The following is a 21928-nucleotide window of genomic DNA, read 5'->3' on the forward strand; positions in this document are numbered from 1 at the left end:
TTTGGAAAAGGGAGCGGTTCGGTCCACGCGTCCAGCTAGAGGCTCGACCCAAAGCTGATCGCGGCCATGGGCCGCTCCTACAGAAGCTCGCACTCGGTAGGAGCGGCCCATGGCCGCGATTATGGCCGCGAGCAGATGCCGGACCGCCTGGTTGATAGAGAGCCTACCGGCGCTTGTCCTTGCGCTTCTTCTCGGCCTTCTTGTGGTGGCTCATCAGCCGGCGCTTCTTGTTGACCTGGCGCTCGGTGAGGGTGTTCTTCTTGCCCTCGAAGGGGTTCTCGCCACCGCGGTATTCGATGCGGATCGGCGTACCCACCAGCTTGAGCACCCGGCGATAGGTCTTTTCCAGGTAGCGGGTATAGGACTTGGGCACCGCTTCCGTCTGGTTGCCGTGGATGACGATCAGCGGCGGGTTGGCGCCGCCCAGGTGGGCATAGCGCAGCTTGATGCGCCGGCCGCTGACCATCGGCGGCTGGTGCTCCTGTACCGCATCCTCGAGGATCTGGGTCAGGCGACTGGTCGGCCAGCGGGTGGTGGCCGAGGCGAAGGACTGCTGCACCGACTTGTACAGGTGACCCACGCCGGTGCCATGCAGCGCCGAGATGAAGTGGATGTCGGCGAAGTCGACGAACAGCAGGCGGCGTTCCAGTTCGGTCTTGACGTAGTCGCGCTCGCCGGACTCCATGCCGTCCCACTTGTTGAGGGCGATCACCAGGGCACGCCCGGTCTCCAGCACGAAGCCGAGCAGGTTGAGGTCGTGCTCGACCACGCCTTCGCGGGCGTCCATGACGAAGATCACCACGTTGGCGTCCTGGATCGCCTGCAGCGTCTTGACCACCGAGAACTTCTCGACCGCCTCGAAGACCTTGCCGCGGCGGCGCACGCCGGCGGTGTCGATCAGGGTGTAGCGTTCTTCGTTGCGCTCGAAGGGGATATAGATGCTGTCGCGCGTGGTGCCGGCCTGGTCATAGACGATCACCCGCTCTTCGCCGAGCATGCGGTTGACCAGCGTCGACTTGCCGACGTTGGGCCGGCCGATCACGGCGATCTTGATGCCGGTGGTCTCGTCGATGCCCTGCACGCGACGGAAGACGTCACCGCCCTCCTCCGCGGCCGCGCGCACCTGCTCCTCGGTGAGCTCCTCGACCTCGACCTCATCCTTCGGAAAGACGCCCAGGGCGTCTTCCAGCAGGTTGTTCACGCCGCGCCCGTGAGCCGCCGCGATGGGATAGGCGTCGCCGATGGCCAGCGGGCTGAATTCCGCCCGGGCGATATCCGGGTCGACGGTATCGACCTTGTTGGCCACCAGGAAGGTGCGCTTGTTTCGCTTGCGCAGGTGCTCGGCGATCATCTGATCGGCGACGGTCATGCCGTCGCGGGAATCCACCAGGAACAGCACCGCATCGGATTCTTCGATGGCCTGCAGCGACTGCTCGGCCATCTTCAGGTCGATGCCTTCCTCGTCACCGGAGATACCGCCGGTGTCGACCACGATGTAGGTGCGTCCCTGCCACTTGGCTTCGCCGTACTTGCGATCGCGGGTCAGGCCGGCGAAGTCGGCGACGATGGCGTCCCGAGTCTTGGTCAGGCGGTTGAAAAGCGTGGATTTGCCGACGTTCGGCCGCCCCACCAGGGCAATTACGGGAACCATGCGGCTCTCCCAGAGCAGAAAACACGATGGCCGCTACCGAACTTCACGGTAGCGGCCATCGGTTGAGGATAAAGGGTTCTAGCGCAGACGATAGGCGACGAGTTTACCGCCATTGCCGTAAACGTAGAGCATGTCGCCGACGACCAGTGGTCGTACCCGGACGCCGTCACCGTCGACCTTGGTCCGACCGACGAAACGACCGTCGACCTGGCTCAGCAGATGGATGTAGCCGGCGTAGTCGCCCACCACCACGTTGCTCGACCACACCACCGGACCGGTGAGCTGGCGACGGGCCAGATCGGCATTGGTCCAGAGCGCAGAGGTGGAGGATTCCTCGACGGCTTCCACGGTGCCGTTGTCCAGGCTCAGGTAGACGTTGCCGAAACCTTCGGCCACGCCGTCGTAGCTGGAGGCGTCACGCTGCCAGAGGATCTGGCCGTTGGCCGGATTGAGCGCGACCACGCGGCCGTTGTAGCTGACCACATAGAGGGTGTCGCCGGACAGCGACAGGCCGCCGTCCACGTCGACGATCCGCTCCAGTTCGGAACGACCCTTGGGCACGGCGATCTGCTGTTCCCACAGCGGCAGGCCGCGCTGCACGTCCAGGGCGACCACCTTGCCGCTGGCGAAACCGGCCATGACCACCTGGTTGGTGACCAGGGGCGCACCGGTGCCTCTCAGACTCAGCACCGGCTGGGTGTCTTCGTAGATCCAGCGACGGGTACCACTGCCCAGCTCGAAGGCCTGCAGCTTGTCGTCCTGGGACTGCACCACCACCACGTCGTTGTTGACCACCGGGGCGGACAGCACTTCGCTGGACGCCTGGGCGCGCCACTTCTCGTCGCCACTGGCACTGTCGAGGGCGATCACCTGGCCACGCAGGGTGCCGACCAGCACCAGGCTGGAGCCCACGCCGACGCCGCCGGACACCGGCAGGTCCAGGTCCTTCTTCCACAGCACCTGGCCGGTCTCGCGATTCATCGCCATGACCCGGCCGTCGGCATCAGCGGCAAAGATCGTCTGGCCGTCGACGGCCGGTACCAGGCGGTTGTATTCCTTGCCCTGGCCGTCGCCCACCGAGCGACTCCAGACTTCATCCAGGCGAACTTCAGCCTTGATGTCCTTCAGCTCGGCCGGCGGCAATTCCTTCTTGCCGGTGCTGCTGCACCCGACGACCGCAAGGGCGAGACCCAGTACCGCGATAGACTTCCAGCGCAACATCAGGCGTCTCCTTTGGCGAGATCATCGAGTTTCATCTGCAGCACGCCTTCGGCTGCGTCATTGGGCAGCGCGGCGCGGGCTTTTTCATAGGCGGCGCGGGCCTCGGCCGGCTTCTTCAGCGCCACCAGCAGGTCGCCACGCAATTCTTCGCGATTGGCGACATAGGCCTTGGGCGCCTCGCCATCCAGCAGCTTGAGACCCTCTTCGGCCTTGCCCTGGGCCGCCAGCACCCGGGCCAGGCGCTGACGCGCCAACTCGCCGAGTTCGGCGTCATGGGGCTTGTCCACCACGGCCTTGAGTTCGGCGGCGGCGTCGTCCAGGCGATTGTTCTCTACCGCCACCTTGGCGACGAAGAGGCTCCCGTACTGGGCGTAGGCGGTACCGGAATAATCCTGCTTGAGCTTGCCGTAGGTGTCCGTCACCCGGGCGGTGTCGACCTTGCCACCGGGCGCCAGGGCGGCTTCCACCAGTTGCTGATAGAGCACCGAGGCGCCCTGCGCCTGGTTGTTCTGATAGCGCTGCCAGCCCTGCCAGCCCAGTACCGCCACCAGGGCGATGACGCCACCAGCCACCAGCGGCTTGCCGTTACGCTGCCACCAGGCCTTGGCGACCACCAGATTGTCGTCGTCGATGGAACTCAAATCCGTTCTCCTCAATTCCCGCGACCGAAACCGGCCGGGGGCAAAATCTCGTCCAGACGGGCGGCCAGGGCCGCGAAATCGACCTTTTCCTGGGGCGCATCGCCACGCAGCGGCTTGAGCGCCACCTGTTGCGCGGCCAGTTCGTCTTCACCCAGGATCATGGCCCAGAGCGCGCCGCTCTTGTCGGCCTTCTTGAACTGGCTCTTGAAGCTGCCGGCACCGGCATTGACCAGCAGACGCAGGTCGGGACGGGCATCGCGCAACTGCTCGGCCAGCTTGAGGCCGGCCAGTTCGGCCGCCTCGCCAAAGGCGCAGAGATAGAGATCGGCGGGACGCTGCAGATCGCCCGGCAGGCACGCCAGGGTTTCCAGCAGCAGCACCAGGCGCTCGACGCCCATGGCGAAGCCGACGCCCGGGGTGGGCTTGCCGCCGAACTGGGTGATCAGGCCGTCGTAGCGGCCACCGGCGCAGACGGTGCCCTGGGCACCCAGCTTATCGGTGACCCACTCGAAGACGGTACGACCGTAGTAGTCCAGGCCACGCACCAGCTTGGGATTGATCTGGTAGCGAATGCCGGCGGCGTCCAGACGGGCCTTGAGGCCGTCGAAGTGGGCGCGGGATTCGTCGTCCAGATAGTCGGCCAGGGTCGGGGCGTCCTGCAGCAGCGCCTGGGTCTGGGCGTTCTTGCTGTCGAGGATGCGCAGCGGATTGGTGGTCAGCCGACGCTGGCTGTCTTCGTCGAGTTGCTCGAAGCGTTCCTGCAGATAGGCTACCAGGGCCTCGCGATAGCGGCCGCGATCGGCGCTGGAACCCAGGCTGTTGAGCTGCAGGGTCACGGCGTCGGTCAGGCCCAGGCGCTGCCAGAGACGTGCAGTGAGCACGATCAGTTCGGCATCGATGTCCGGACCGGGCAGGTTGAACACCTCGACGCCGATCTGGTGGAACTGGCGATAGCGACCCTTCTGCGGCTTCTCGTAACGGAACATAGGCCCGGCGTACCAGAGCTTCTGCACCTGGCCACCGCCGGTCATGCCATGTTCGAGCACGGCCCGCACGCAACCCGCGGTGCCTTCCGGCCTCAGGGTCAGGGACTCCTCGTTGCGGTCGAGGAAGGTGTACATCTCCTTGTCCACCACGTCGGTGCCCTCGCCGATGCCGCGGGCGAAGAGTTCGGTGAACTCCATGATGGGCAGACGGATCTCGTGGTAGCCATAGCCGTCGAGCAGCGTCGCGAAGGTACGTTCCAGGTAGCGCCAGGCCGGAGTCTGCTCCGGCAGGATATCGTTCATGCCACGGATGGCTTGCAGGGACTTGCTCACGAAAGGGCCTTATTCCTTGATCTTTCAGCTGCGCGCGATGAGCGCGGCATCCGCTTCGGCCTTTTCGGCCGCCTTGCGGCGGATGAGCCCTTCCAGCTCGTCCACCAGATTGTCGTTGTTCAGCTTGGAGGCCGGCTTGCCATCGATGTACACCAGATTGTTGGGCGTACCCCCGGTCAGGCCGACGTGGGCTTCCTTGGCTTCGCCGGGACCGTTGACCACGCAACCGATCACCGCGACGTCCAGGGGCACCAGCAGGTCCTCCAGGCGCCCTTCCAGTTCGTTCATGGTCTTGACCACATCGAAGTTCTGCCGCGAGCAACTCGGGCAGGCGATGAAGTTGATGCCACGCGAACGCAGGCGCAGGGACTTGAGGATGTCGAAACCGACCTTGATCTCCTCGACCGGATCGGCCGCGAGCGAGATGCGGATGGTGTCGCCGATGCCTTCGGCCAGCAGCATGCCCAGGCCCACGGCGGACTTCACCGTGCCCGAGCGCAGGCCGCCGGCTTCGGTGATGCCCAGGTGCAGCGGCTGCTCGATGCGGGTGGCCAGCTGACGGTAGGCCGCCACGGCCATGAAGACGTCACTGGCCTTCACGCTGACCTTGAAGTCCGGGTAGTCCAGCTTCTCCAGATGGTCGACGTGGCGCATGGCCGACTCCACCAGGGCCTCCGGGGTGGGCTCGCCATACTTCTTCTGCAGGTCCTTTTCCAGCGAACCGGCGTTGACGCCGATGCGGATCGGGATGCCGCGCTCGCGGGCCGCGTCGACCACCGCCTTGACCCGGTCTTCGCGACCGATGTTGCCAGGGTTGATGCGCAGGCAGTCCACGCCCAGCTCGGCCACGCGCAGGGCGATCTTGTAATCGAAGTGAATGTCGGCCACCAGCGGCAGGCTGACCCGCTGCTTGATGCGGCCGAAGGCTTCGGCGGCGTCCATGTCGGGCACGGAGATGCGCACGATGTCGGCACCGGCGTCCTGCAGGCGCTGAACCTGGGCCACGGTGGCGTCGACGTCGCAGGTTTCGGTGTTGGTCATGCTCTGCACGGCGATGGGAGCATCGCCGCCGACCGGCACCGAGCCGACCCAGATCTTGCGGGACAACCGACGTTTGATGGGCGATTCGCTATGCATGCTGGTTTCCCATGGGGTCGCCGGACGTCATTGTCCGGCCTGACCGAGTTTGATGCGGGCGGTCTCGCCCTTGGTGTAAGGCGCGAGGTCGACGACCTGGCCGTTGTAGGTGATCTGGGCACCACGAGCGAAGCCGAGACGGATGTTGACCGGCGCCTTGATCGAGGCGTAGTCGAGGCTCTCGCCGCCCTTTTTCACGCCGCTGAAAAGGATCTTGCCGGTACCGTCGCTGACCTGCGTCCAGCAGTTGGCGGTGAAGCGGATGTTGAGGCTGTCGCTGCCGGCGACAGGCGCTGCGGCAGGCGCGGTGGCCGAGGCGGCAGGCGCCGTTGCAGCCGGCGCCGGAGGGGTAGACGTGCTCGAACCGCTGGCCGGGGCCGGAGTCGGCGCGGCGGTCGGGGTGGTCATGGCGGCCACGGCATTGGCATCCGGCGTCGGCGTGCCTACCGGAGACGGCAGGGTGACGGCGGGCTGCTGAGCAGTGACCGGGGGCTGTTCTTCCGGCTCGTCGATGGGATGGATCTCGGTCTTGCCGTCGGCACCCTCGACCTCGACATGCTCCATGCTCACGGCGCTGCTGCTGGAAGTCTGACGACTGCGCTCCTGCCACCAGAACAGACCCATGGCGATGATCAGCACCACCAGGACGAAACTGACGAATCTGAGGACATTGCGCGACAACCGCACCGGCTCGTCGAGGCGGCCCAGGCTGTGCACGGTGCTGCCCTTGGCATCGGTGCCGGTGTAGCTGTCGAAGGTACGCACCAGTTCGACCTGGTCCAGGCCCAGCAGCTTGCCATAGGCCTTGGTGTAGCCACGGGCGAAGGTGTGCCCCGGCATCTGCTGATAGTTGCCGGACTCGAGCTGCTCGATGATGCGCTCGCTGAGATTGAGATTCTGGGCGACCTGGGCCTGGCTCCAGCCAAGCGCCAGTCGCTTCTGACGCAAGATCTCACCGGGATTGCCCCGTCCGGCGTGTACCGCTTCGGATTGCACTGCGGTCATTTCTGCTCCGACTGAAGTTGACGATATTCAGGTGAGTTCGGGTAGAGGCGCTTCAGCTGCAGGGCATAGCTCGCGGCGGTGTTGCGATCGTTGAACACCTCGGCGAGGCGGATCCCGAGCAACAGGCTGCGGGCATCCTGGGGGCTGAGCTGGCTGAAGGCCTGGTAATAGCTGCGAGACGGCACGTAGTCGCGCGTCTGATAGGCCAATTGAGCCAATTCGAACAGGGCCCTGGGCTGATTGCGATCCAGCCGCAGGGATTTTTCCAGATTTTCCTTGCCCAAGTCGACCTGATTGAGTCGCAAGGCCGTCAGGCCGAGATTCTCGAACACCCGCGCGCGCTCGGGGTAGAGGCTGTCTTCGGCGGCCTGGGTGAAGCGTTCGTAGGCATCCTTGTAGCGCCCCTGCTCATAGAGGAAGCTGCCATAGTTGTTGAGGATGCGGGCATCGCGGGGCCGCTCGCGCAGGGCCAGGCGATACTCCTGATCGGCCAGTTCGGTCTCGCCCTGGGCCTGGAACACCAGCCCGAGGGCGGCATGGGCGTCGGCGCTGGAGGAATCCAGTTCCAAGGCCTTCTTCAACGGCACCTTGGCTTGTTCGGTGTTGCCCTGCTGGACATAGCCGAGGCCAAGCTGGATGTAGGCATCACGGGCCTGCATCCGTCCCTGGCGGGTATCCATGGGGTTGCGGTCACCCTCGGTCACGCAGCCGGCCAGGCTACCGACCACCAGGGCGAGCGCGACAGCCGCAAAGCGCGTGATCGCCATGATCGCGCCCTCAGCCCTGGAGCGGCGTCACGGTTTCGGCACCGTCGAGCTGGCGAACGGCGATGTAACGCTGGCTGCGACGGGTACGGTCCATGACCTGCCCCACCAGCTGGCCGCAGGCGGCATCGATGTCGTCACCGCGGGTGGTCCGCACCGTGACATTGAAACCGGCCTGCACCAGCAGCTCCTGGAACCGGCGGGTGGCGTTCTTGCTCGGCCGCTCGTAGCCGGAGTGCGGGAAGGGATTGAAAGGGATCAGGTTGATCTTGCAGGGCACGTTGCGCAGCAGCTCGATCAGCTGCAGGGCGTGCTCGGGCAGGTCGTTGACGTCCTTGAGCAGGGTGTACTCGATGGTCAGGACGCGCTTCTCGCCCAGTTGCCGGATGTATCTCTGGCAGGCATCGAGCAGCATGGCCAAGGGATACTTGCGGTTGATCGGGACCAGCTCGTTGCGCAACTCGTCGTTGGGTGCATGCAGCGACAACGCCAGGGAGACGTCGATGTGCTTGGCCAGCTCTTCGATCATCGGCACCACGCCCGAGGTGGACAGAGTGACCTTGCGCTTGGAGATGCCGTAGCCCAGGTCGTCCATCATGATGCGCATGGCGGCGACGACGTTGTCGAAGTTCAGCAGCGGTTCGCCCATGCCCATCATCACCACGTTGGTGATGGCGCGGTCGATCTTGGCCGGTACGCTGCCAAAGGACTTGTTGGCGATCCACACCTGACCGATCACTTCGGCGGCGGTGAGGTTGCTGTTGAAGCCCTGCTTGCCGGTGGAGCAGAAGCTGCAGTCCAAGGCGCAACCGGCCTGGGACGACACGCACAGGGTGCCACGGCCGTTCTGCGGAATGTAGACGGTCTCGACGCAGCTGCCGGAGGCGACGCGGATCACCCACTTGCGGGTGCCGTCGCGGGAGATGTCCTCGCTGACGATCTCGGGGCCACGGATCTCCGCGGCGGCCTTGAGCTTTTCCTTGAGCGCCTTGCCCAGGTTGCTCATGGCGTCGAAATCATCGATGCCGAAGTGATGGATCCACTTCATGACCTGGCCGGCGCGAAAGCGCTTCTCCCCGATGGACTCGAAGAACGACTCGAGTTGCGGCTGGGTCAGGCCCAGCAGATTGACCTTATCGGTGGCTGTGGTCATGGGATCACCTCGACGAAATCTGTTTGAAGCCCGCGCAGGACGCGGGCGATGCCAGGAAGGCGGGCTGGCCGCTTCCCTGGCCGGCGCTCATCCTTAGCGGATGCGCTCGCAGACTTCGGTGGCTGCGAAGAAGTAGGAGATCTCGCGCGCGGCGGACGCTTCGGAATCCGAACCATGGACGGCGTTTTCGTCGATGGAGACAGCGAAGTCGGCACGGATGGTACCGGCGTCGGCTTTCTTGGGATCGGTGGCGCCCATCAGCTCACGGTTCTTGGCGATGGCGTTGTCGCCTTCCAGCACCTGGACCACGACCGGACCGGAGGTCATGAAGGAGACCAGATCCTTGAAGAAGGGACGCTCTTTGTGTTCGGCGTAGAAGCCACCGGCTTCGCGCTCGGACAGCTGGACCATCTTGGCAGCGACGACGCGCAGGCCAGCCTTCTCGAAGCGGGTGACGATCTCACCGACGACATTCTTGGATACGGCATCGGGCTTGATGATCGACAGGGTACGTTGAACAGACATGTGAACTCCGAATGTGAGAATAGAGCAAAAACGAAACCCGCGGATTATACGCGGGTCCCGGTGAAAAGCGTAGCGCGGTACGGGCGATGCGTCAGGCGGACTCGTCGATCCAGGCGGCTTGGATGGCCTCCAGTACCTTCTCGCCACCGCGCTGCGGATCGTCGTCGAACTCCGGCAGGTCCACGACCCAGTTACGCAGCTTGACGAAGTTCACGTAGCGCGGATCCACGTCGGGATGGGCGTCGTTGAGTTCGATGGCGATATCCAGCACATCGGTCCATTTCAGTGCCATGACAGCTGTCCTCAGTGACCTTCGGAAACCTGGTTGATGGTGTAGCGCGGAATCTCCACCACCAGGTCTTCGCTGCCAACTACCGCCTGGCAGGACAGGCGCGAACGCATTTCCAGGCCCCAGGCCTTGTCCAGCATGTCGTCTTCGAGCTCATCGGAAGGCTCGAGGGAATCGAAGCCTTCCTGGACGACTACGTGACAGGTGGTGCAGGCACAGGACATCTCGCAGGCGTGCTCGATGTCGATGCCGTTGCGCATGGCCGCGGCGATGATGGTTTCGCCTTCGCTGGCTTCGAAGACTGCGCCCTCGGGGCAGTGCTCGGCGTGGGGCAGCAGGGTGATCTGCGGCATGATGGAACTACTCCTCGATATCGTTGAGACGACGACCCGCCAGGGCCGCCTTGACCGAGGCGTTCATCCGCCGGGCGGCGAAGGCATCGGTTACGTGAGAAAGACGCTTGGTCTGGTCTTCGAGCGCCTGGAGGTCGGTGGCGTCCAGCAGCTCGGCCAACTGGCCGATTTCCAGCTCGATCACCTGACGCTCCTCGGCGTCCAGCAGGCGCTCGCCGTCGGCGGCCAGCGCGGCGGTGACCGCCTCAATCAGCCGCCGCGCTTCGACCTGCTGCTCGCGCAGCGCGCGGGCCTGCATGTCGTCACCGGCATGACGGAAGGAGTCCTGCAGCATGTTGGCGATCTCGCCGTCGGTCAGACCGTAGGACGGCTTGACCTGGACGCTGGCTTCCACGCCGCTGGACAGCTCGCGGGCGCTGACGCCGAGCAGGCCGTCGGCATCGACCTGGAAGGTGACGCGGATCTTGGCGGCACCGGCGACCATGGGCGGGAAGCCGCGCAATTCGAAACGGGCCAGGGAGCGGGCGTCCTTGACCAGTTCGCGCTCGCCTTGTAGCACATGCACCAGCATGGCGGTCTGGCCGTCGCGATAGGTGGTGAAGTCCTGCCCCCGCGCCACCGGAATGGTGGTGTTGCGCGGAATGATCTTCTCCATCAGGCCGCCCATGGTCTCGAGTCCCAGGGACAGCGGGATGACGTCCAGCAGCAGCAGTTCTTCGCCGGCACGATTGCCGGCCAGGGAATCGGCCTGCAGGGCCGCGCCGATGGCGACCACGCGATCCGGATCGATGTCGGTGAGCGGGGTGCACTCGAACAGTTCGCCCACGGCTTCGCGCACATAGGGCACGCGGGTGGAGCCACCGACCATGACCACGGCAGCGATTTCTGCCGGCTCCACTTCCGCATCACGCAGGGCGCGGCGGCAGGCCTTGAGGCTGCGCGCCACCAGCGGGGCGATGAGCTCTTGGAAGGTGCTGCGCTCCAGCACGCCCGACCAGTCGCCATGGCTGACCTCTACGCGCTCGGCAGCCGACAGGGCTTCCTTGGCAGCGCAGGCGCTCTGCAGCAGGCGCCGCTGAGTGCCCGGATCCAGATCGCTGGACAACCCGGCCTGCTGGACGATCCAGCCGGCGATGGCATGATCGAAGTCATCACCACCCAGGGCGCTGTCGCCACCGGTGGCCATGACTTCGAAGACACCGCGGGTCAGGCGCAGGATGGAGATGTCGAAGGTGCCGCCCCCCAGGTCGTAGATGGCGACCACACCCTCCTCGCCCCGGTCCAGGCCATAGGCCACGGCGGCCGCGGTAGGCTCGTTGAGCAGGCGCAGGACGTTCAGTCCGGCGAAGCGGGCAGCGTCCTTGGTGGCCTGGCGCTGGGCATCGTCGAAGTAGGCCGGCACGGTGATGACCGCGCCGACCAGTTCGCCACCCAGGGTGGCTTCGGCCCGCTCGCGCAGCACCCGCAGGATGTCGGCGGAGACCTCCACCGGACTCTTGCGCCCGGCAGCGGTATCGATGAAGGGCATTTCCGATTCACCGGCGACGAAGCGATAGGGCAACTGCTCGCCCAGCTGCTTGACGTCGGCAATGCCACGCCCCATGAGGCGCTTGACGGAGAGAATGGTATTGAAGGGATCCTGGGCGGCAGCGGCCTTGGCGCCTGCCCCCACGTCCACCCCATCGGCGGCATAGCGCACGGCGGAGGGCAGGATCACCTCGCCCTGCAGATCGGGCAGGGTCTCGGCCACGCCACTGCGGACGGCAGCCACGAGGGAATTGGTGGTGCCCAAATCGATGCCCACCGCCAGCTTGCGCTGGTGCGGCTTGGGCGCCATTCCGGGTTCGGCTATCTGCAATAGAGCCATTGGCTAGTCGGCTTATGGTTGTCGGTGCCTGAGCGACACCTGTGATTAATCGTCCAGACGCTCTTCGAGCTGGCGGATCTCGCTGGCCAGCTTGTCGAGAAACTGCATGCGACGGACCAGGCGTTCGGCAGACTCGCGCTGGGCGGGATCCTGCCAGATCGCGGCGAAGGCCTGCTCGATGTCGCGCTGCGCCTCCTTGAGGCGCTGGCGGAAGGCGGGAATGCCCGCGCTGTCGCCGGCGTCCTGCAGGTCTTCCAACTCCTCGCGCCACTGCAATTGCTGCATGAGGAAATCGGTGTCCTGGATGGTCGCCTCGAGCGGCATCTCGTGGCCTTCGAGCTCCAGCAGATAACGCGCGCGGCGCGACGGCGCGCGCAGCACGTGATAGGCCTCGTTGAGCTCGGCCGACCGCTCCAGCGCCTGGCGCCGCTCGCGTTCCGGCGCATCGGCGAACCGATCCGGATGGACCGTGCGGGCCAGGTCGCGATAGCGTGCGGCCAGACCCGCCTGGTCGATCTCGAAGGCGGGCTTGATCTCGAACAGCGCGAAGTGACAGGGCTTACCCATGGCGGGCCTCAGATGTTGAAGCTTTCGCCGCAGCCACACTCGCCACGCACGTTGGGATTGTTGAACTTGAAGCCCTCGTTGAGGCCTTCACGCACGAAATCCAGCTCGGTGCCGTCCAGGTAGACCAGGCTCTTGGGGTCGATGATGACCTTGACGCCATGGCTTTCGAACACCTGGTCCTCGGCCGCGAATTCATCGACGAACTCGAGTACGTAGGCCAGCCCCGAGCAACCCGTGGTACGAACGCCCAGGCGGATGCCCTCCCCCTTGCCGCGTCCATCGAGGGAACGCTGCACGTGGCGGGCGGCGGACTCGGTCATGCTGATCGCCATGGTTCCTCCTTAGAGCAGGCCTTTCTTCTGTTTGTAGTCGCTGACCGCCGCCTTGATGGCGTCTTCGGCGAGTACCGAGCAGTGGATCTTCACCGGCGGCAGGGCCAGTTCTTCGGCGATCATGCTGTTCTTGATCGACGCCGCTTCCTCGATGCTCTTGCCCTTCATCCACTCGGTGGCCAGGGAGCTGGAGGCGATGGCGGAGCCACAGCCGTAGGTCTTGAACTTGGCATCTTCGATGATGCCCTGCTCGTTGACCTTGATCTGCAGACGCATCACGTCGCCACAGGCCGGAGCGCCGACCATGCCGGTGCCGACATCGGGATCGGCCGCATCGAACTTGCCGACGTTGCGCGGGTTTTCGTAGTGGTCGATGACCTTTTCACTGTATGCCATGGTTCAATCCTCGCTTATCAGGGTGGGTCAGTGGGCTTGCCACTCGACCTGACTCAGGTCTACGCCTTCTTTGAACATGTCCCACAGCGGAGACAATTCGCGCAACTTGTTGACGGCTTCGGTGACCTTGCTCGCGGCGTAGTCAACGTCTTCTTCGGTGGTGAAGCGGCCGAAGGTGAAGCGGATGGAGCTGTGTGCCAGCTCGTCGTTGCGGCCCAGGGCACGCAGGACGTAGGACGGCTCCAGGGACGCCGAGGTACAGGCCGAACCGGACGAGACCGCCAGGTCCTTGAGCGCCATGATCAGCGACTCGCCTTCGACGTAGTTGAAGCTCAGGTTCAGGTTGTGCGGCACACGATGGATCAGGCTGCCGTTCAGGTAGACCTCTTCCAGGCCTTCGAACTGACGGTAGAAGCGATCGCTCAGGGCCTTGATGCGGGCATTTTCCTGGACCATCTCTTCCTTGGCGATGCGGAAGGCCTCGCCCATGCCGACGATCTGGTGGGTCGCCAGGGTACCCGAACGCATGCCACGCTCATGGCCACCGCCGTGGGTCTGGGCTTCGATACGCACGCGCGGCTTGCGGCGGACGTAGAGGGCGCCAATGCCCTTGGGACCATAGGTCTTGTGCGCCGAGAAGGACATCATGTCGACCTTGAGCTTTTCCAGATCGATCTCGACCTTGCCGGTGGACTGGGCGGCGTCGACGTGGAAGAGCACGCCACGGGAGCGGGTCAGCTCGCCGATGGCGGCGATGTCGTTGACGGTACCGATCTCGTTGTTGACGTGCATGATGGACACCAGGGTGGTGTCGTCACGCAGGGCCGCCTCGACCATGTCGGGGGTGATCAGGCCGTCTTCGCCCGGCTCGAGATAGGTGACCTCGAAGCCTTCGCGCTCGAGCTGGCGGGTGGTATCCAACACCGCCTTGTGCTCGATCTTGGAGGTGATCAGGTGCTTGCCCTTGTTCTGGTAGAAGTGCGCGGCGCCCTTGATGGCCAGGTTGTCGGACTCGGTGGCACCGGAGGTCCAGACGATCTCGCGCGGGTCGGCGTTGACCAGTTCGGCCACCTGACGACGGGCGTTTTCCACAGCTTCCTCGGCCTTCCAGCCGAACAGGTGGGAGCGCGATGCGGGGTTGCCAAAGTTGCCGTCCACCAGCAGGCACTCGCTCATCTTCTGAGCGACGCGCGGATCGACGGGCGTGGTGGCGGAATAGTCTAGGTAGATCGGCAATTTCATCGGTTACTCCTAATCAGACGGGCGTCTCTGCTCAGTCGATGGTGGACGCTTCGATTTTTTCGACCGCTAAGGGCGATTGCTTACTGGCACAGGCCTTGGTGTCCTGACGCTTGGCCACCTGCTGGATCTCGTTGCGGGCGACCAAGTCGGCCAGGGTGATGCCACTCAAAAAGGTGTGGATCTGATCGCTCAGATCGCACCAGAGGTGGTGGGTCAGGCAGGTATCGCCCTGGTGACAGCCCCCACCGCCCTGGCAACGGGTGGCATCCACGGATTCGTTGACGGCATCGATCACCTGGGCCACATGGATACCGCCCATGTCGCGCGCCAGCTGATAACCGCCGCCGGGACCGCGTACGCTGTTGACCAGCGCGCCGCGGCGCAGCCGGGCAAACAGCTGCTCCAGATAGGACAGCGAAATGCCCTGCCGCTCGGAAATGTCGGCCAGCGACACCGGCCCCCGCTGGGCGTGCAGCGCCAGGTCGAGCATGGCGGTTACGGCATAGCGGCCTTTGGTGGTCAGTCTCATGATGAACTCGAGCGGGTTGCATCGGATGACCCTGATTATCGGATTCCCGACAAAAAAGGTCAACTTTAAAACCGACCAAATCACTCAGGCATTATCTATCGGGGGGATAGTCCGCGGGTGGGATTCGCCGCGGGCGGCCTTCTGGGTTTCGGTGAGGATGCCGCGCAGGATGTTCATTTCCAGCTTGCTGATGCCGGCACGACCGTAGAGCCGCCGCAGCCGACTCATCAGGTGGCGCGGCTTGGCCGGATCGAGGAAGCCAATCTCCACCAGGGTCTGCTCCAGGTGCTCGTAGTAGAGCTCCAGCTCCTCCACCGTCACCGGCTGGGTGTTGAGCATGGCGGTGGCTTCGACCTTGTTCATCTTGGTCGGCTGGTTCTGCGCCGCGAGCCAGGCCATGCGCACCTCGTACACCAGCACCTGGACCGCCGCGGCGAGATTGAGCGAGCCGAAGGCCGGATCCGAGGGGATGTGCACATGGTAGTGGCAGCGCTGCAACTCTTCGTTGGTCAGGCCGGCGTATTCGCGACCGAAGACCAGGGCCACCTCGCCGCCCTGCTCCACCTGGGCCAGGGAGGTGGTGGCGCATTCGCGCGGATCCAGCAGCGGCCAGGGGATGCGGCGGTCGCGGGCGCTGGTGCCCAGCACCAGGCTGCAGCCGGTCAGGGCCTCTTCCAGGGTGTCGACCACGATGGCGGCGTCGAGCACGTCATTGGCCCCGGACGCGCGGGCATTGGCCTCGCCGCTGGGAAAGTCCTCGGGATCGACCAGATAGAGGCGCGACAGGCCCATGTTCTTCATTGCCCGGGCGGCACCGCCGATATTGCCGGGATGGCTGGTATTGACCAGAACGACGCGGATGTTGTGCAGCACGTGGCTATCCTCGAACGGACGCGGGAAATCGGCGCCGTATACTACGCCCACACGCGCCCGCTGGCCACGAATACCCCTTCCAGCGCCGCGAAGTCTGCTATCATTGCCGGCTTTCCTTATACAACCCAGGTGATTTATCCATGCAGCCCATGCTGAACATCGCACTGCGCGCGGCCCGCAGCGCCGGTGAACTGATTTTCCGTTCGATTGAGCGCCTGGACGTGATCGCCGTCGACGAAAAAGGCGCCAACGACTTCGTCTCCGAAGTCGACCGTGCCGCCGAGCAGACCATCCTCGCCACCCTGCGCAAGGCCTATCCCACCCATGGTTTCTACGGTGAGGAATCCGGCTACCTGGCGGGCGAAGGCGAAGGCGCCGATTATGTCTGGATCGTCGACCCGCTGGACGGCACCACCAACTTCATTCGTGGCGTCCCGCACTTCTCGGTGAGCATCGCCTGCAAGTACAAGGGTCGCCTGGAACATGCCGTGGTCCTGGATCCGGTGCGTCAGGAAGAATTCACCGCCAGCCGTGGCCGCGGTGCCGCCCTGAACGGCCGGCGCATCCGCGTCACCAACCGTCGCAGCCTGGAAGGCGCTCTGCTGGGTACCGGCTTCCCCTTCCGTGCCAATGACGTCGACCACCTGGACAACTACCTGGGCATGTTCCGCAGCCTGATCGGCCAGACCGCCGGCATCCGCCGCGCCGGCTCCGCCGCCCTGGACCTGGCCTATGTCGCCGCCGGTCGCTTCGACGCCTTCTGGGAAATGGGCCTGTCGGAGTGGGACATGGCGGCAGGCGCCCTGCTGGTGCAGGAAGCCGGTGGTCTGATCGGCGACTTCAATGGCGGCCACGACTTCCTCGAGAAGGGCCACATCGTCGCCGGCAATCCCAAGTGCTTCCGCGGTCTGCTGACCCAGATCCAGCCGCACCTGCCGGCCTCGCTCAAGCGCTGAGTTTGCAAGGCTAACGAAAAAGCCCCTGTCGGCAGTGCCGACAGGGGCTTTTTCATGCCTGCTGCAGAAGGCCCTGCAGCAGGTGTCGGCCAGGCTTACTTGACGACTTTCAGACTCGGCCGCGTCGGTGCCGGCTTGGGCGCCTCGGGCTTGCTGCCGCCGTTGTCGGGCCCCTGGTCATCCGGCGGGCTGGGTTCGCTGTCGAAGACCATGCCCTGGCCGTTCTCCCGGGCGTAGATGGCTAGGATGGCACCGATCGGGACATAGAGGTTGTAGGCGACGCCACCGAAACGGCCGTTGAAGCTCACCGCTTCGTTGTCCATGTGCAGGTCACGCACGGCACTGGGCGAGGCGTTCAGCACGATCTGGCCGTCGTTGGCATAGCCCGGCGGCACGCGCACCTCGGCGTAGTCGGCGTTGACCAGCAGATGGGGCGTGCAGTCGTTGTCCACGATCCACTCGTAGAGCGCGCGGACCAGGTAGGGGCGACTGGAATTCATGGGGTTCTCCTCTAGCGCATCTCACGCTCGGTGACCGAAAGACTGGATCGGAAACTGTCGCGTGCGAACATGCGATCCATGTAGTCCTGCAGCGGCTTGGCGGCCCGGGGCAATTCGACGCCCAGGCGCGGCAATCGCCACAGGATGGGGAGCAGGCAACAGTCCACCAGGGAAAAGTCGTCGCTCAGGAAAAAGGCTTTTTCCGCGAAGATGGGCGCCACGCCGGTCAGGCTTTCCCGCAGCTCCTTGCGCGCGGCGCCGAGGTCGGCGCCCGGCGCGGCCTGCAGGATGCTGTCCACCAGGGTGCACCAGTCACGGCCGATACGGTGCATCAGCAGTCGCGACTGACCCCGGGTGACCGGATAGGCCGGCAGCAGCGGCGGATGCGGATAGCGTTCCTCGAGGTACTCCATGAGTACCTCGGTGCCATAGAGCACCAGGTCGCGATCCATCAACGTCGGCACGGTGCCATAGGGATTGTGCTCGGCCAGCTGCCGCGGGCACTCGCCACGGCGCACGGCGATCAGCTCGCACTCGACGTTCTTTTCCGCCAGGATCAGACGGATCCGATGGCTGTAGTGATCCTCGGGATCATGGAAACAGGTCAGGCGGGTTATGGCGCCCATGGGTCCCTCCCCCGTCAGGGGCGAAGCTGCAAAGGGGGATTATCTCGCACCTTGCCGCCTGCTACCTAGTCTCATCGCTCACTGTCGGGCAATCGCCGCCAGAATTCGCGCTTGAGCCAGAAGGCCAGGATGGCGAACAGCACCAGATAGCCCAGCACCCAGGGTGCGAGCCGCCAGGCGAGGCTACGTTCGGGTGCGGCGGAATAGCGCAGGTAGGCGACCAGATCGTCGACGGTATGGGCGAACTGCTCGGGGGTCTGGGCGCCACTGCCCGCCTCCAGGCGCAGCACGCAGCGCCCTTCGTGGCAGTCGCGCAGCTGGCGACCGCGCAGGGCGGCCAGGACGTCGGGCATGCGGGTGCCGGGCGCTGCGAGATTGTCGACCCCGAGCGGACGTCCGGGCGCCACATAGAATTCCTGCAGGAAGGCGCGCAACCAGGCTTCGCCGCGCACCGCGGCGATCAGGGTGAGGTCCGGCGGTACGCTGCCGAAGGCGCGGCGGGCATCCTCGGGTTTGAGCAGGCCGAGCATGGACGCACTAGCGGTGCGCCCGGGCGCCCAGCTGGCGAGGTCCAGGTGAAGATCGGCGGCGACGCGATCGAAGCGCTGGTACTCCTGGCCGTGGCAGGCCAGGCAATAGCGACCGAAGGTGAGGGCACCGGCCTGGGGATCGCCTTCGGCACCGATGGCCAGACCGCTGCACAGCAACAGCAGACCCAGGAACAGGCAACGCATCATGAGCCGAGCTCCGGCAGCGTTCGCGGACGCCCCAGCCTGCTGTACCAGGGCATGCCCAGCAGACTGGCGAAATAGACGCCAGCCGCCAGGCGCGCCAGCAGCAGGCGCTGTTCGGTAAGCGCGACCACGCCCAGCACGCCCAGAGCGGCAAAGGCCAGACAGCCCAGATACAGCCCCAGCCGCGCCGGCCAGGCCTTGTGGCGCACCGAGCGGACCGTGCTGCGATCCAGCCAGGGCAGCACGAACAGCAGGGCGATGGCCAGGGCCGCCAGGCCGAGACCGCCGGCCTTGCTCGGCACCGCCCGCAACAGCGCATAGAAGGGCGCCAGGTACCAGGGCGGCGCGATGTGCGCGGGGGTCACCAAGGGATCGGCCGGCTGCTGGTTGGCCGGCTCCAGCACCAGCCCACCCAGGTCCGGCGCCAGCAGTACCACGCCCAGGAACACCAGCAGGAAAACCGCCAGTCCGCAGAGGTCCTTGAGGGTCAGGTAGGGGTGGAAAGGTACCCCCGCCGCACCGCTGACATCGCGCTCATCACCTTCGGGATTGTTCGAGCCGGTCTGGCGCAGGGCGACGACGTGCAGCGTCACCAGCGCGAGGATCAGCAGCGGCAGCCCGACCACATGCAGGGCCTGGAAGCGCCGCAGGGTGGCATCGGACAGCACCACCCCGCCCCGCAGCAGGTCGGCCAGAGTCGGGCCTACCAGGGGCAGCGCCTCGACCGCGCTCAGGGACACCTGGGCGCCCCAGTAGGACAGTTGGCCCCAGGGCAGCAGATAGCCGAAGAAGGCCTGGGCCAGCAGCAGCACATAGAGCAGCACGCCAAAGCTCCAGACCAGCTCCCGCGGCGCGCGATAGGAGCCATAGAGCAGGCCGCGCAGCATGTGCAGATAGAGACAGACGAACAGCGCCGAGGCGCCCACCGCGTGCAGATAGCGGATCAACCAGCCAAAGGGCACCTCGCGCATGAACAGCTGGACCGAGGCGAAGGCGCCCTTCACCGTCGGTTCGTAGCCGAACAACAGCCAGAGCCCCGTCAGCACCTGCAGCGCCAGGATGAAGACCAGCAGCGAACCGAACAGATAGAAGACGTTGAGGTTGCGCGGCACCCGGTAGTCGCTGAGGTGCCGTCGCCAGAGGGCGCCCAGGGGCAGCCGTCGCTCCAGCCAGCCGGGCTCGTCGCTCTTCATGTCGCCCCCTCCTCGTCGCTGCCGATCACCAGCAGGGTGTCGCCGCGGAAATGATAGGGGGGCACGGCCAGATTCAGCGGTGCCGGCTGGTCGCGAAAGACGCGCCCGGCCAGGTCGAAATGGGAGCCATGGCAGGGACAGAGATAGCCGCCGTCCCGGTCCGCCGCGCCGGGTGCCAGGGAGGGGATGCAGCCCAGGTGGGTGCAGATGGCGGTGACGACGAAGATGTCCGGCCGCCGCGATCTCAGACGCGGATCGACATAGGGTGGCTGGCTGGATTCCCGGGAGTCCGGGTCGGCCAGCCCCGCCTCGTCGGCCAGGAGTCGGGCCTGATCCGCGGCGCTGCGATGCAGGACGCAGACCGGCTGGCCGCGCCACTGCACGGTGAGTTGTTCGCCTTCGCGCAAGGCCTTGAGGTCCACCTCGACCGGCGCCGCCGCCACCTCTGCCGACCGACTGGGCCGCAGGGCGCAGACGAAGGGCACGCTGCCCGCCACCAGCCCCAGGCCGCCGACGGCGGAGGTGGTGGCGATCAGCAAGCGGCGGCGCTGGGCATCGGGCGCGTCATCGGTCACGTCAGGCTTCCCGGCTCCATCTCCAGCGTCACCCCGAAGCGCTCGCGCACCGAGGCGCGGATGCGCTCGGCGAGGGCCAGGACATCGCGACTACGGGCGCCGCCGAAGTTGACCAGCACCAGCGCCTGGGCGGCATGCACCCCCACGGCGCCGTCGCGATGGCCGCGCCAGCCGGCCTGGTCGATCAGCCAGCCGGCGGCCAGCTTGACCGTGCCATCGGCCTGGGGATAGGTCGGCAGGGACGGATAGCGTTGCTGCAACGCGGCGGCTACGGCGGCGGTCACCACCGGATTCTTGAAGAAACTGCCGGCATTGCCCAGCACCGCCGGGTCGGGCAGTTTGCTCTGGCGGATGCTGCAGATGGCCGCACTGACGGCTTCGGGCGTGGGCTGGGTGACACCCGCTTCGGCCAGGGCCTGACGCACGGGACCGTAGTCCAGCACCAGCTGCGGCTGGCGACTGAGGTGAAAACGTACCCGCAGCACGATCCAGCGCCCGGCCTCGGTCTTGAAGCGACTCTCGCGATAGGCGAAGGCGCAGTCGGCCGGACTGAGGTCGTGGAGTTCGCCGCTGTGGCGATCGAGCGCCGTGACCCCGGCGCATCTGTCCTTCAATTCGACGCCATAAGCGCCGATGTTCTGGATCGGCGAGGCGCCGACGGTGCCGGGAATCAGGCTGAGATTTTCCAGGCCGTACCAGCCGTTGGCCAAGGTGGCCATGACGAAGGGGTGCCAGGGTTCGCCGGCTTCGGCTTCCACCAGCAGGGCATCGCCCTCCTCCGCCAGCAGGCGGATACCGCGGGACGTCAGCCGCAGCACCAGGCCCTCGACCCGCTCGGGCAGGACCAGGTTGCTGCCACCGCCCAGCACCCGTAGCGGCACGCCGAGTTGCTGCGCCAGGGCCAGGGCCGCGCGGACCTCGGCATCGCTCGCGGCTTCCAGATAGCGGTCGGCTTGCGCCACCAGGCCGAAGGTGTTGAGCCCCTGCAAGGGGACCTGCCGTTGCAACTCAGCGACCATGACGGGCAGCCACCTCGGCGACCAGGCCATCGCAGGCGCTTTCCAGCAGGTCGAGGACGCGCTCGAAGCCGGCCGCGCCGCCGTAGTAGGGATCCGGCACTTCATCCACCGCCAGTCCCTGACGAGCCAGGAACAGCTCGGGTACTGCACCCTGGTCGGGCCGCAGCTGCTCCAGCCAGGCGAGGTTGTCCTGATCCATGGCCAGGATCAGGTCGAAGCGTTGGAAATCGCCCGCGGTTACCTGGCGCCCACGCAGGGCGCCGAGGTCATAGCCGCGACCCGCCGCGGCCTGGATGGCGCGGGCATCCGGGGCTTTGCCGACATGCCAGTCGCCAGTGCCAGCCGAGTCCAGCTCCACCGCCTCGGCCAGGCCGGCGGCGTCCAGCTTGGCCCTGAGGATGCCTTCAGCGGTGGGCGAGCGGCAGATGTTGCCCATGCAGACGAACAGGATGCGCAGGGTC

26 protein-coding genes are annotated in these 21928 nt (G+C 65.7%); 1 reads left to right on the forward strand and 25 read right to left on the reverse strand.

Features of this window, described 5'->3' with window-relative positions:
* Window positions 1-163 precede the first annotated feature (163 nt).
* The 18 genes from der to trmJ form a co-directional block, all read right to left on the reverse strand.
* Window positions 164-1651 (reverse strand): ribosome biogenesis GTPase Der, encoded by a 1488-nt coding sequence (der, locus tag V6W80_RS17925; RefSeq protein ID WP_093256019.1) that lies wholly within the window; start codon window positions 1649-1651, stop codon window positions 164-166.
* A 78-nt stretch (window positions 1652-1729) separates the two neighbouring features.
* On the reverse strand, window positions 1730-2872 hold the full coding sequence (bamB, locus tag V6W80_RS17930; RefSeq protein ID WP_338545001.1) for an outer membrane protein assembly factor BamB: 1143 nt from the start codon (window positions 2870-2872) through the stop codon (window positions 1730-1732).
* Complete coding sequence (locus V6W80_RS17935; RefSeq protein ID WP_064309412.1) at window positions 2872-3513, reverse strand: tetratricopeptide repeat protein; 642 nt, start codon at window positions 3511-3513, stop codon at window positions 2872-2874. Before V6W80_RS17935 ends, bamB begins: the two co-directional genes overlap by 1 nt.
* An 11-nt stretch (window positions 3514-3524) precedes the next feature.
* The gene (gene hisS, locus V6W80_RS17940; RefSeq protein ID WP_338545002.1) at window positions 3525-4832 is read right to left on the reverse strand and encodes a histidine--tRNA ligase; all 1308 of its coding nucleotides are present in this window, start codon (window positions 4830-4832) and stop codon (window positions 3525-3527) included.
* A gap of 24 nt (window positions 4833-4856) precedes the next feature.
* A complete protein-coding gene (ispG, locus tag V6W80_RS17945) occupies window positions 4857-5969 on the reverse strand; it encodes a flavodoxin-dependent (E)-4-hydroxy-3-methylbut-2-enyl-diphosphate synthase (protein ID WP_017639746.1) in 1113 nt (370 codons plus the stop codon).
* Window positions 5970-5996: 27 nt separating this feature from the next.
* Window positions 5997-6974: a RodZ domain-containing protein gene (locus V6W80_RS17950; protein WP_017639747.1), complete on the reverse strand. Its 978-nt coding sequence runs from the start codon at window positions 6972-6974 to the stop codon at window positions 5997-5999.
* Entirely contained in the window at window positions 6971-7741 is a 771-nt protein-coding gene (pilW, locus tag V6W80_RS17955) for a type IV pilus biogenesis/stability protein PilW (protein ID WP_017639748.1), read from the reverse strand. Before pilW ends, V6W80_RS17950 begins: the two co-directional genes overlap by 4 nt.
* A 10-nt stretch (window positions 7742-7751) precedes the next feature.
* Complete coding sequence (rlmN, locus tag V6W80_RS17960) at window positions 7752-8891, reverse strand: 23S rRNA (adenine(2503)-C(2))-methyltransferase RlmN (RefSeq protein WP_017639749.1); 1140 nt, start codon at window positions 8889-8891, stop codon at window positions 7752-7754.
* A 93-nt stretch (window positions 8892-8984) separates the two neighbouring features.
* Entirely contained in the window at window positions 8985-9416 is a 432-nt protein-coding gene (gene ndk, locus V6W80_RS17965; RefSeq protein WP_007162425.1) for a nucleoside-diphosphate kinase, read from the reverse strand.
* A gap of 91 nt (window positions 9417-9507) precedes the next feature.
* Entirely contained in the window at window positions 9508-9708 is a 201-nt protein-coding gene (gene iscX, locus V6W80_RS17970) for a Fe-S cluster assembly protein IscX (protein WP_017639750.1), read from the reverse strand.
* An 11-nt stretch (window positions 9709-9719) separates the two neighbouring features.
* Window positions 9720-10058 (reverse strand): ISC system 2Fe-2S type ferredoxin, encoded by a 339-nt coding sequence (gene fdx, locus V6W80_RS17975; protein ID WP_017639751.1) that lies wholly within the window; start codon window positions 10056-10058, stop codon window positions 9720-9722.
* Between the two features lie 7 nt (window positions 10059-10065).
* A complete protein-coding gene (hscA, locus tag V6W80_RS17980) occupies window positions 10066-11925 on the reverse strand; it encodes a Fe-S protein assembly chaperone HscA (protein ID WP_064309414.1) in 1860 nt (619 codons plus the stop codon).
* A 45-nt stretch (window positions 11926-11970) separates the two neighbouring features.
* Window positions 11971-12492 (reverse strand): co-chaperone HscB, encoded by a 522-nt coding sequence (gene hscB, locus V6W80_RS17985; RefSeq protein ID WP_017639753.1) that lies wholly within the window; start codon window positions 12490-12492, stop codon window positions 11971-11973.
* Window positions 12493-12500: 8 nt separating this feature from the next.
* Entirely contained in the window at window positions 12501-12824 is a 324-nt protein-coding gene (iscA, locus tag V6W80_RS17990; protein ID WP_007162420.1) for an iron-sulfur cluster assembly protein IscA, read from the reverse strand.
* Window positions 12825-12833: 9 nt separating this feature from the next.
* Window positions 12834-13220, reverse strand: a complete 387-nt coding sequence (iscU, locus tag V6W80_RS17995; RefSeq protein WP_007162419.1) for a Fe-S cluster assembly scaffold IscU — start codon at window positions 13218-13220, stop codon at window positions 12834-12836.
* A 27-nt stretch (window positions 13221-13247) separates the two neighbouring features.
* Window positions 13248-14462 (reverse strand): IscS subfamily cysteine desulfurase, encoded by a 1215-nt coding sequence (locus tag V6W80_RS18000; protein ID WP_017639754.1) that lies wholly within the window; start codon window positions 14460-14462, stop codon window positions 13248-13250.
* Window positions 14463-14493: 31 nt separating this feature from the next.
* The gene (gene iscR / locus V6W80_RS18005; protein WP_017639755.1) at window positions 14494-14991 is read right to left on the reverse strand and encodes a Fe-S cluster assembly transcriptional regulator IscR; all 498 of its coding nucleotides are present in this window, start codon (window positions 14989-14991) and stop codon (window positions 14494-14496) included.
* 84 nt (window positions 14992-15075) lie between these two features.
* Window positions 15076-15864 carry a tRNA (cytosine(32)/uridine(32)-2'-O)-methyltransferase TrmJ gene (trmJ, locus tag V6W80_RS18010; protein ID WP_017639756.1) on the reverse strand — a complete coding sequence of 263 codons (789 nt, stop codon included), beginning with the start codon at window positions 15862-15864 and terminating at the stop codon, window positions 15076-15078.
* 140 nt (window positions 15865-16004) lie between these two features.
* Between trmJ and suhB the strand changes: the two genes are divergently transcribed.
* The gene (gene suhB / locus V6W80_RS18015) at window positions 16005-16820 is read left to right on the forward strand and encodes a type III secretion system regulator SuhB (protein ID WP_007162415.1); all 816 of its coding nucleotides are present in this window, start codon (window positions 16005-16007) and stop codon (window positions 16818-16820) included.
* Between the two features lie 95 nt (window positions 16821-16915).
* Here the strand turns inward: suhB and V6W80_RS18020 are convergent, their stop codons facing one another.
* The 7 genes from V6W80_RS18020 to V6W80_RS18050 form a co-directional block, all read right to left on the reverse strand.
* Window positions 16916-17320, reverse strand: coding sequence for a ClpXP protease specificity-enhancing factor (locus V6W80_RS18020; RefSeq protein ID WP_160923278.1), 405 nt, complete (start codon window positions 17318-17320; stop codon window positions 16916-16918).
* A gap of 11 nt (window positions 17321-17331) precedes the next feature.
* Complete coding sequence (locus tag V6W80_RS18025; RefSeq protein ID WP_184285859.1) at window positions 17332-17946, reverse strand: glutathione S-transferase N-terminal domain-containing protein; 615 nt, start codon at window positions 17944-17946, stop codon at window positions 17332-17334.
* A gap of 71 nt (window positions 17947-18017) precedes the next feature.
* A complete protein-coding gene (locus tag V6W80_RS18030) occupies window positions 18018-18683 on the reverse strand; it encodes a cytochrome c1 (protein ID WP_338545003.1) in 666 nt (221 codons plus the stop codon).
* On the reverse strand, window positions 18680-19873 hold the full coding sequence (locus V6W80_RS18035) for a cytochrome b (protein WP_338545004.1): 1194 nt from the start codon (window positions 19871-19873) through the stop codon (window positions 18680-18682). Before V6W80_RS18035 ends, V6W80_RS18030 begins: the two co-directional genes overlap by 4 nt.
* Window positions 19870-20448 (reverse strand): ubiquinol-cytochrome c reductase iron-sulfur subunit, encoded by a 579-nt coding sequence (petA, locus tag V6W80_RS18040; protein WP_184285854.1) that lies wholly within the window; start codon window positions 20446-20448, stop codon window positions 19870-19872. Before petA ends, V6W80_RS18035 begins: the two co-directional genes overlap by 4 nt.
* Window positions 20445-21467, reverse strand: a complete 1023-nt coding sequence (murB, locus tag V6W80_RS18045) for a UDP-N-acetylmuramate dehydrogenase (protein ID WP_338545005.1) — start codon at window positions 21465-21467, stop codon at window positions 20445-20447. Before murB ends, petA begins: the two co-directional genes overlap by 4 nt.
* Window positions 21457-21924: a low molecular weight protein-tyrosine-phosphatase gene (locus tag V6W80_RS18050; protein WP_338547467.1), complete on the reverse strand. Its 468-nt coding sequence runs from the start codon at window positions 21922-21924 to the stop codon at window positions 21457-21459. The genes murB and V6W80_RS18050 overlap by 11 nt, the downstream gene beginning before the upstream one ends.
* Window positions 21925-21928: the final 4 nt, after the last annotated feature.

Source organism: Pseudomonas benzopyrenica (genome assembly GCF_036884265.1).
GTDB lineage: Bacteria > Pseudomonadota > Gammaproteobacteria > Pseudomonadales > Pseudomonadaceae > Chryseomonas > Chryseomonas benzopyrenica.

What these genes read in the sequence shown, in the direction of transcription:
- iscA (WP_007162420.1), bottom strand. Translation starts at nt 12,824, where the DNA reads ATGGCGATCAGCATGACCGAGTCCGCCGCCCGCCACGTGCAGCGTTCC.
- V6W80_RS18035 (WP_338545004.1), bottom strand. Translation starts at nt 19,873, where the DNA reads ATGAAGAGCGACGAGCCCGGCTGGCTGGAGCGACGGCTGCCCCTGGGC.
- V6W80_RS17950 (WP_017639747.1), bottom strand. Translation starts at nt 6,974, where the DNA reads ATGACCGCAGTGCAATCCGAAGCGGTACACGCCGGACGGGGCAATCCC.
- ispG (WP_017639746.1), bottom strand. Translation starts at nt 5,969, where the DNA reads ATGCATAGCGAATCGCCCATCAAACGTCGGTTGTCCCGCAAGATCTGG.
- iscR (WP_017639755.1), bottom strand. Translation starts at nt 14,991, where the DNA reads ATGAGACTGACCACCAAAGGCCGCTATGCCGTAACCGCCATGCTCGAC.
- fdx (WP_017639751.1), bottom strand. Translation starts at nt 10,058, where the DNA reads ATGCCGCAGATCACCCTGCTGCCCCACGCCGAGCACTGCCCCGAGGGC.
- suhB (WP_007162415.1), top strand. Translation starts at nt 16,005, where the DNA reads ATGCAGCCCATGCTGAACATCGCACTGCGCGCGGCCCGCAGCGCCGGT.
- der (WP_093256019.1), bottom strand. Translation starts at nt 1,651, where the DNA reads ATGGTTCCCGTAATTGCCCTGGTGGGGCGGCCGAACGTCGGCAAATCC.
- rlmN (WP_017639749.1), bottom strand. Translation starts at nt 8,891, where the DNA reads ATGACCACAGCCACCGATAAGGTCAATCTGCTGGGCCTGACCCAGCCG.
- murB (WP_338545005.1), bottom strand. Translation starts at nt 21,467, where the DNA reads ATGGTCGCTGAGTTGCAACGGCAGGTCCCCTTGCAGGGGCTCAACACC.
- hscA (WP_064309414.1), bottom strand. Translation starts at nt 11,925, where the DNA reads ATGGCTCTATTGCAGATAGCCGAACCCGGAATGGCGCCCAAGCCGCAC.
- V6W80_RS18025 (WP_184285859.1), bottom strand. Translation starts at nt 17,946, where the DNA reads ATGGGCGCCATAACCCGCCTGACCTGTTTCCATGATCCCGAGGATCAC.
- iscU (WP_007162419.1), bottom strand. Translation starts at nt 13,220, where the DNA reads ATGGCATACAGTGAAAAGGTCATCGACCACTACGAAAACCCGCGCAAC.
- ndk (WP_007162425.1), bottom strand. Translation starts at nt 9,416, where the DNA reads ATGTCTGTTCAACGTACCCTGTCGATCATCAAGCCCGATGCCGTATCC.
- pilW (WP_017639748.1), bottom strand. Translation starts at nt 7,741, where the DNA reads ATGGCGATCACGCGCTTTGCGGCTGTCGCGCTCGCCCTGGTGGTCGGT.
- hscB (WP_017639753.1), bottom strand. Translation starts at nt 12,492, where the DNA reads ATGGGTAAGCCCTGTCACTTCGCGCTGTTCGAGATCAAGCCCGCCTTC.
- iscX (WP_017639750.1), bottom strand. Translation starts at nt 9,708, where the DNA reads ATGGCACTGAAATGGACCGATGTGCTGGATATCGCCATCGAACTCAAC.
- bamB (WP_338545001.1), bottom strand. Translation starts at nt 2,872, where the DNA reads ATGTTGCGCTGGAAGTCTATCGCGGTACTGGGTCTCGCCCTTGCGGTC.
- V6W80_RS18030 (WP_338545003.1), bottom strand. Translation starts at nt 18,683, where the DNA reads ATGATGCGTTGCCTGTTCCTGGGTCTGCTGTTGCTGTGCAGCGGTCTG.
- V6W80_RS18020 (WP_160923278.1), bottom strand. Translation starts at nt 17,320, where the DNA reads ATGAATTCCAGTCGCCCCTACCTGGTCCGCGCGCTCTACGAGTGGATC.
- V6W80_RS18000 (WP_017639754.1), bottom strand. Translation starts at nt 14,462, where the DNA reads ATGAAATTGCCGATCTACCTAGACTATTCCGCCACCACGCCCGTCGAT.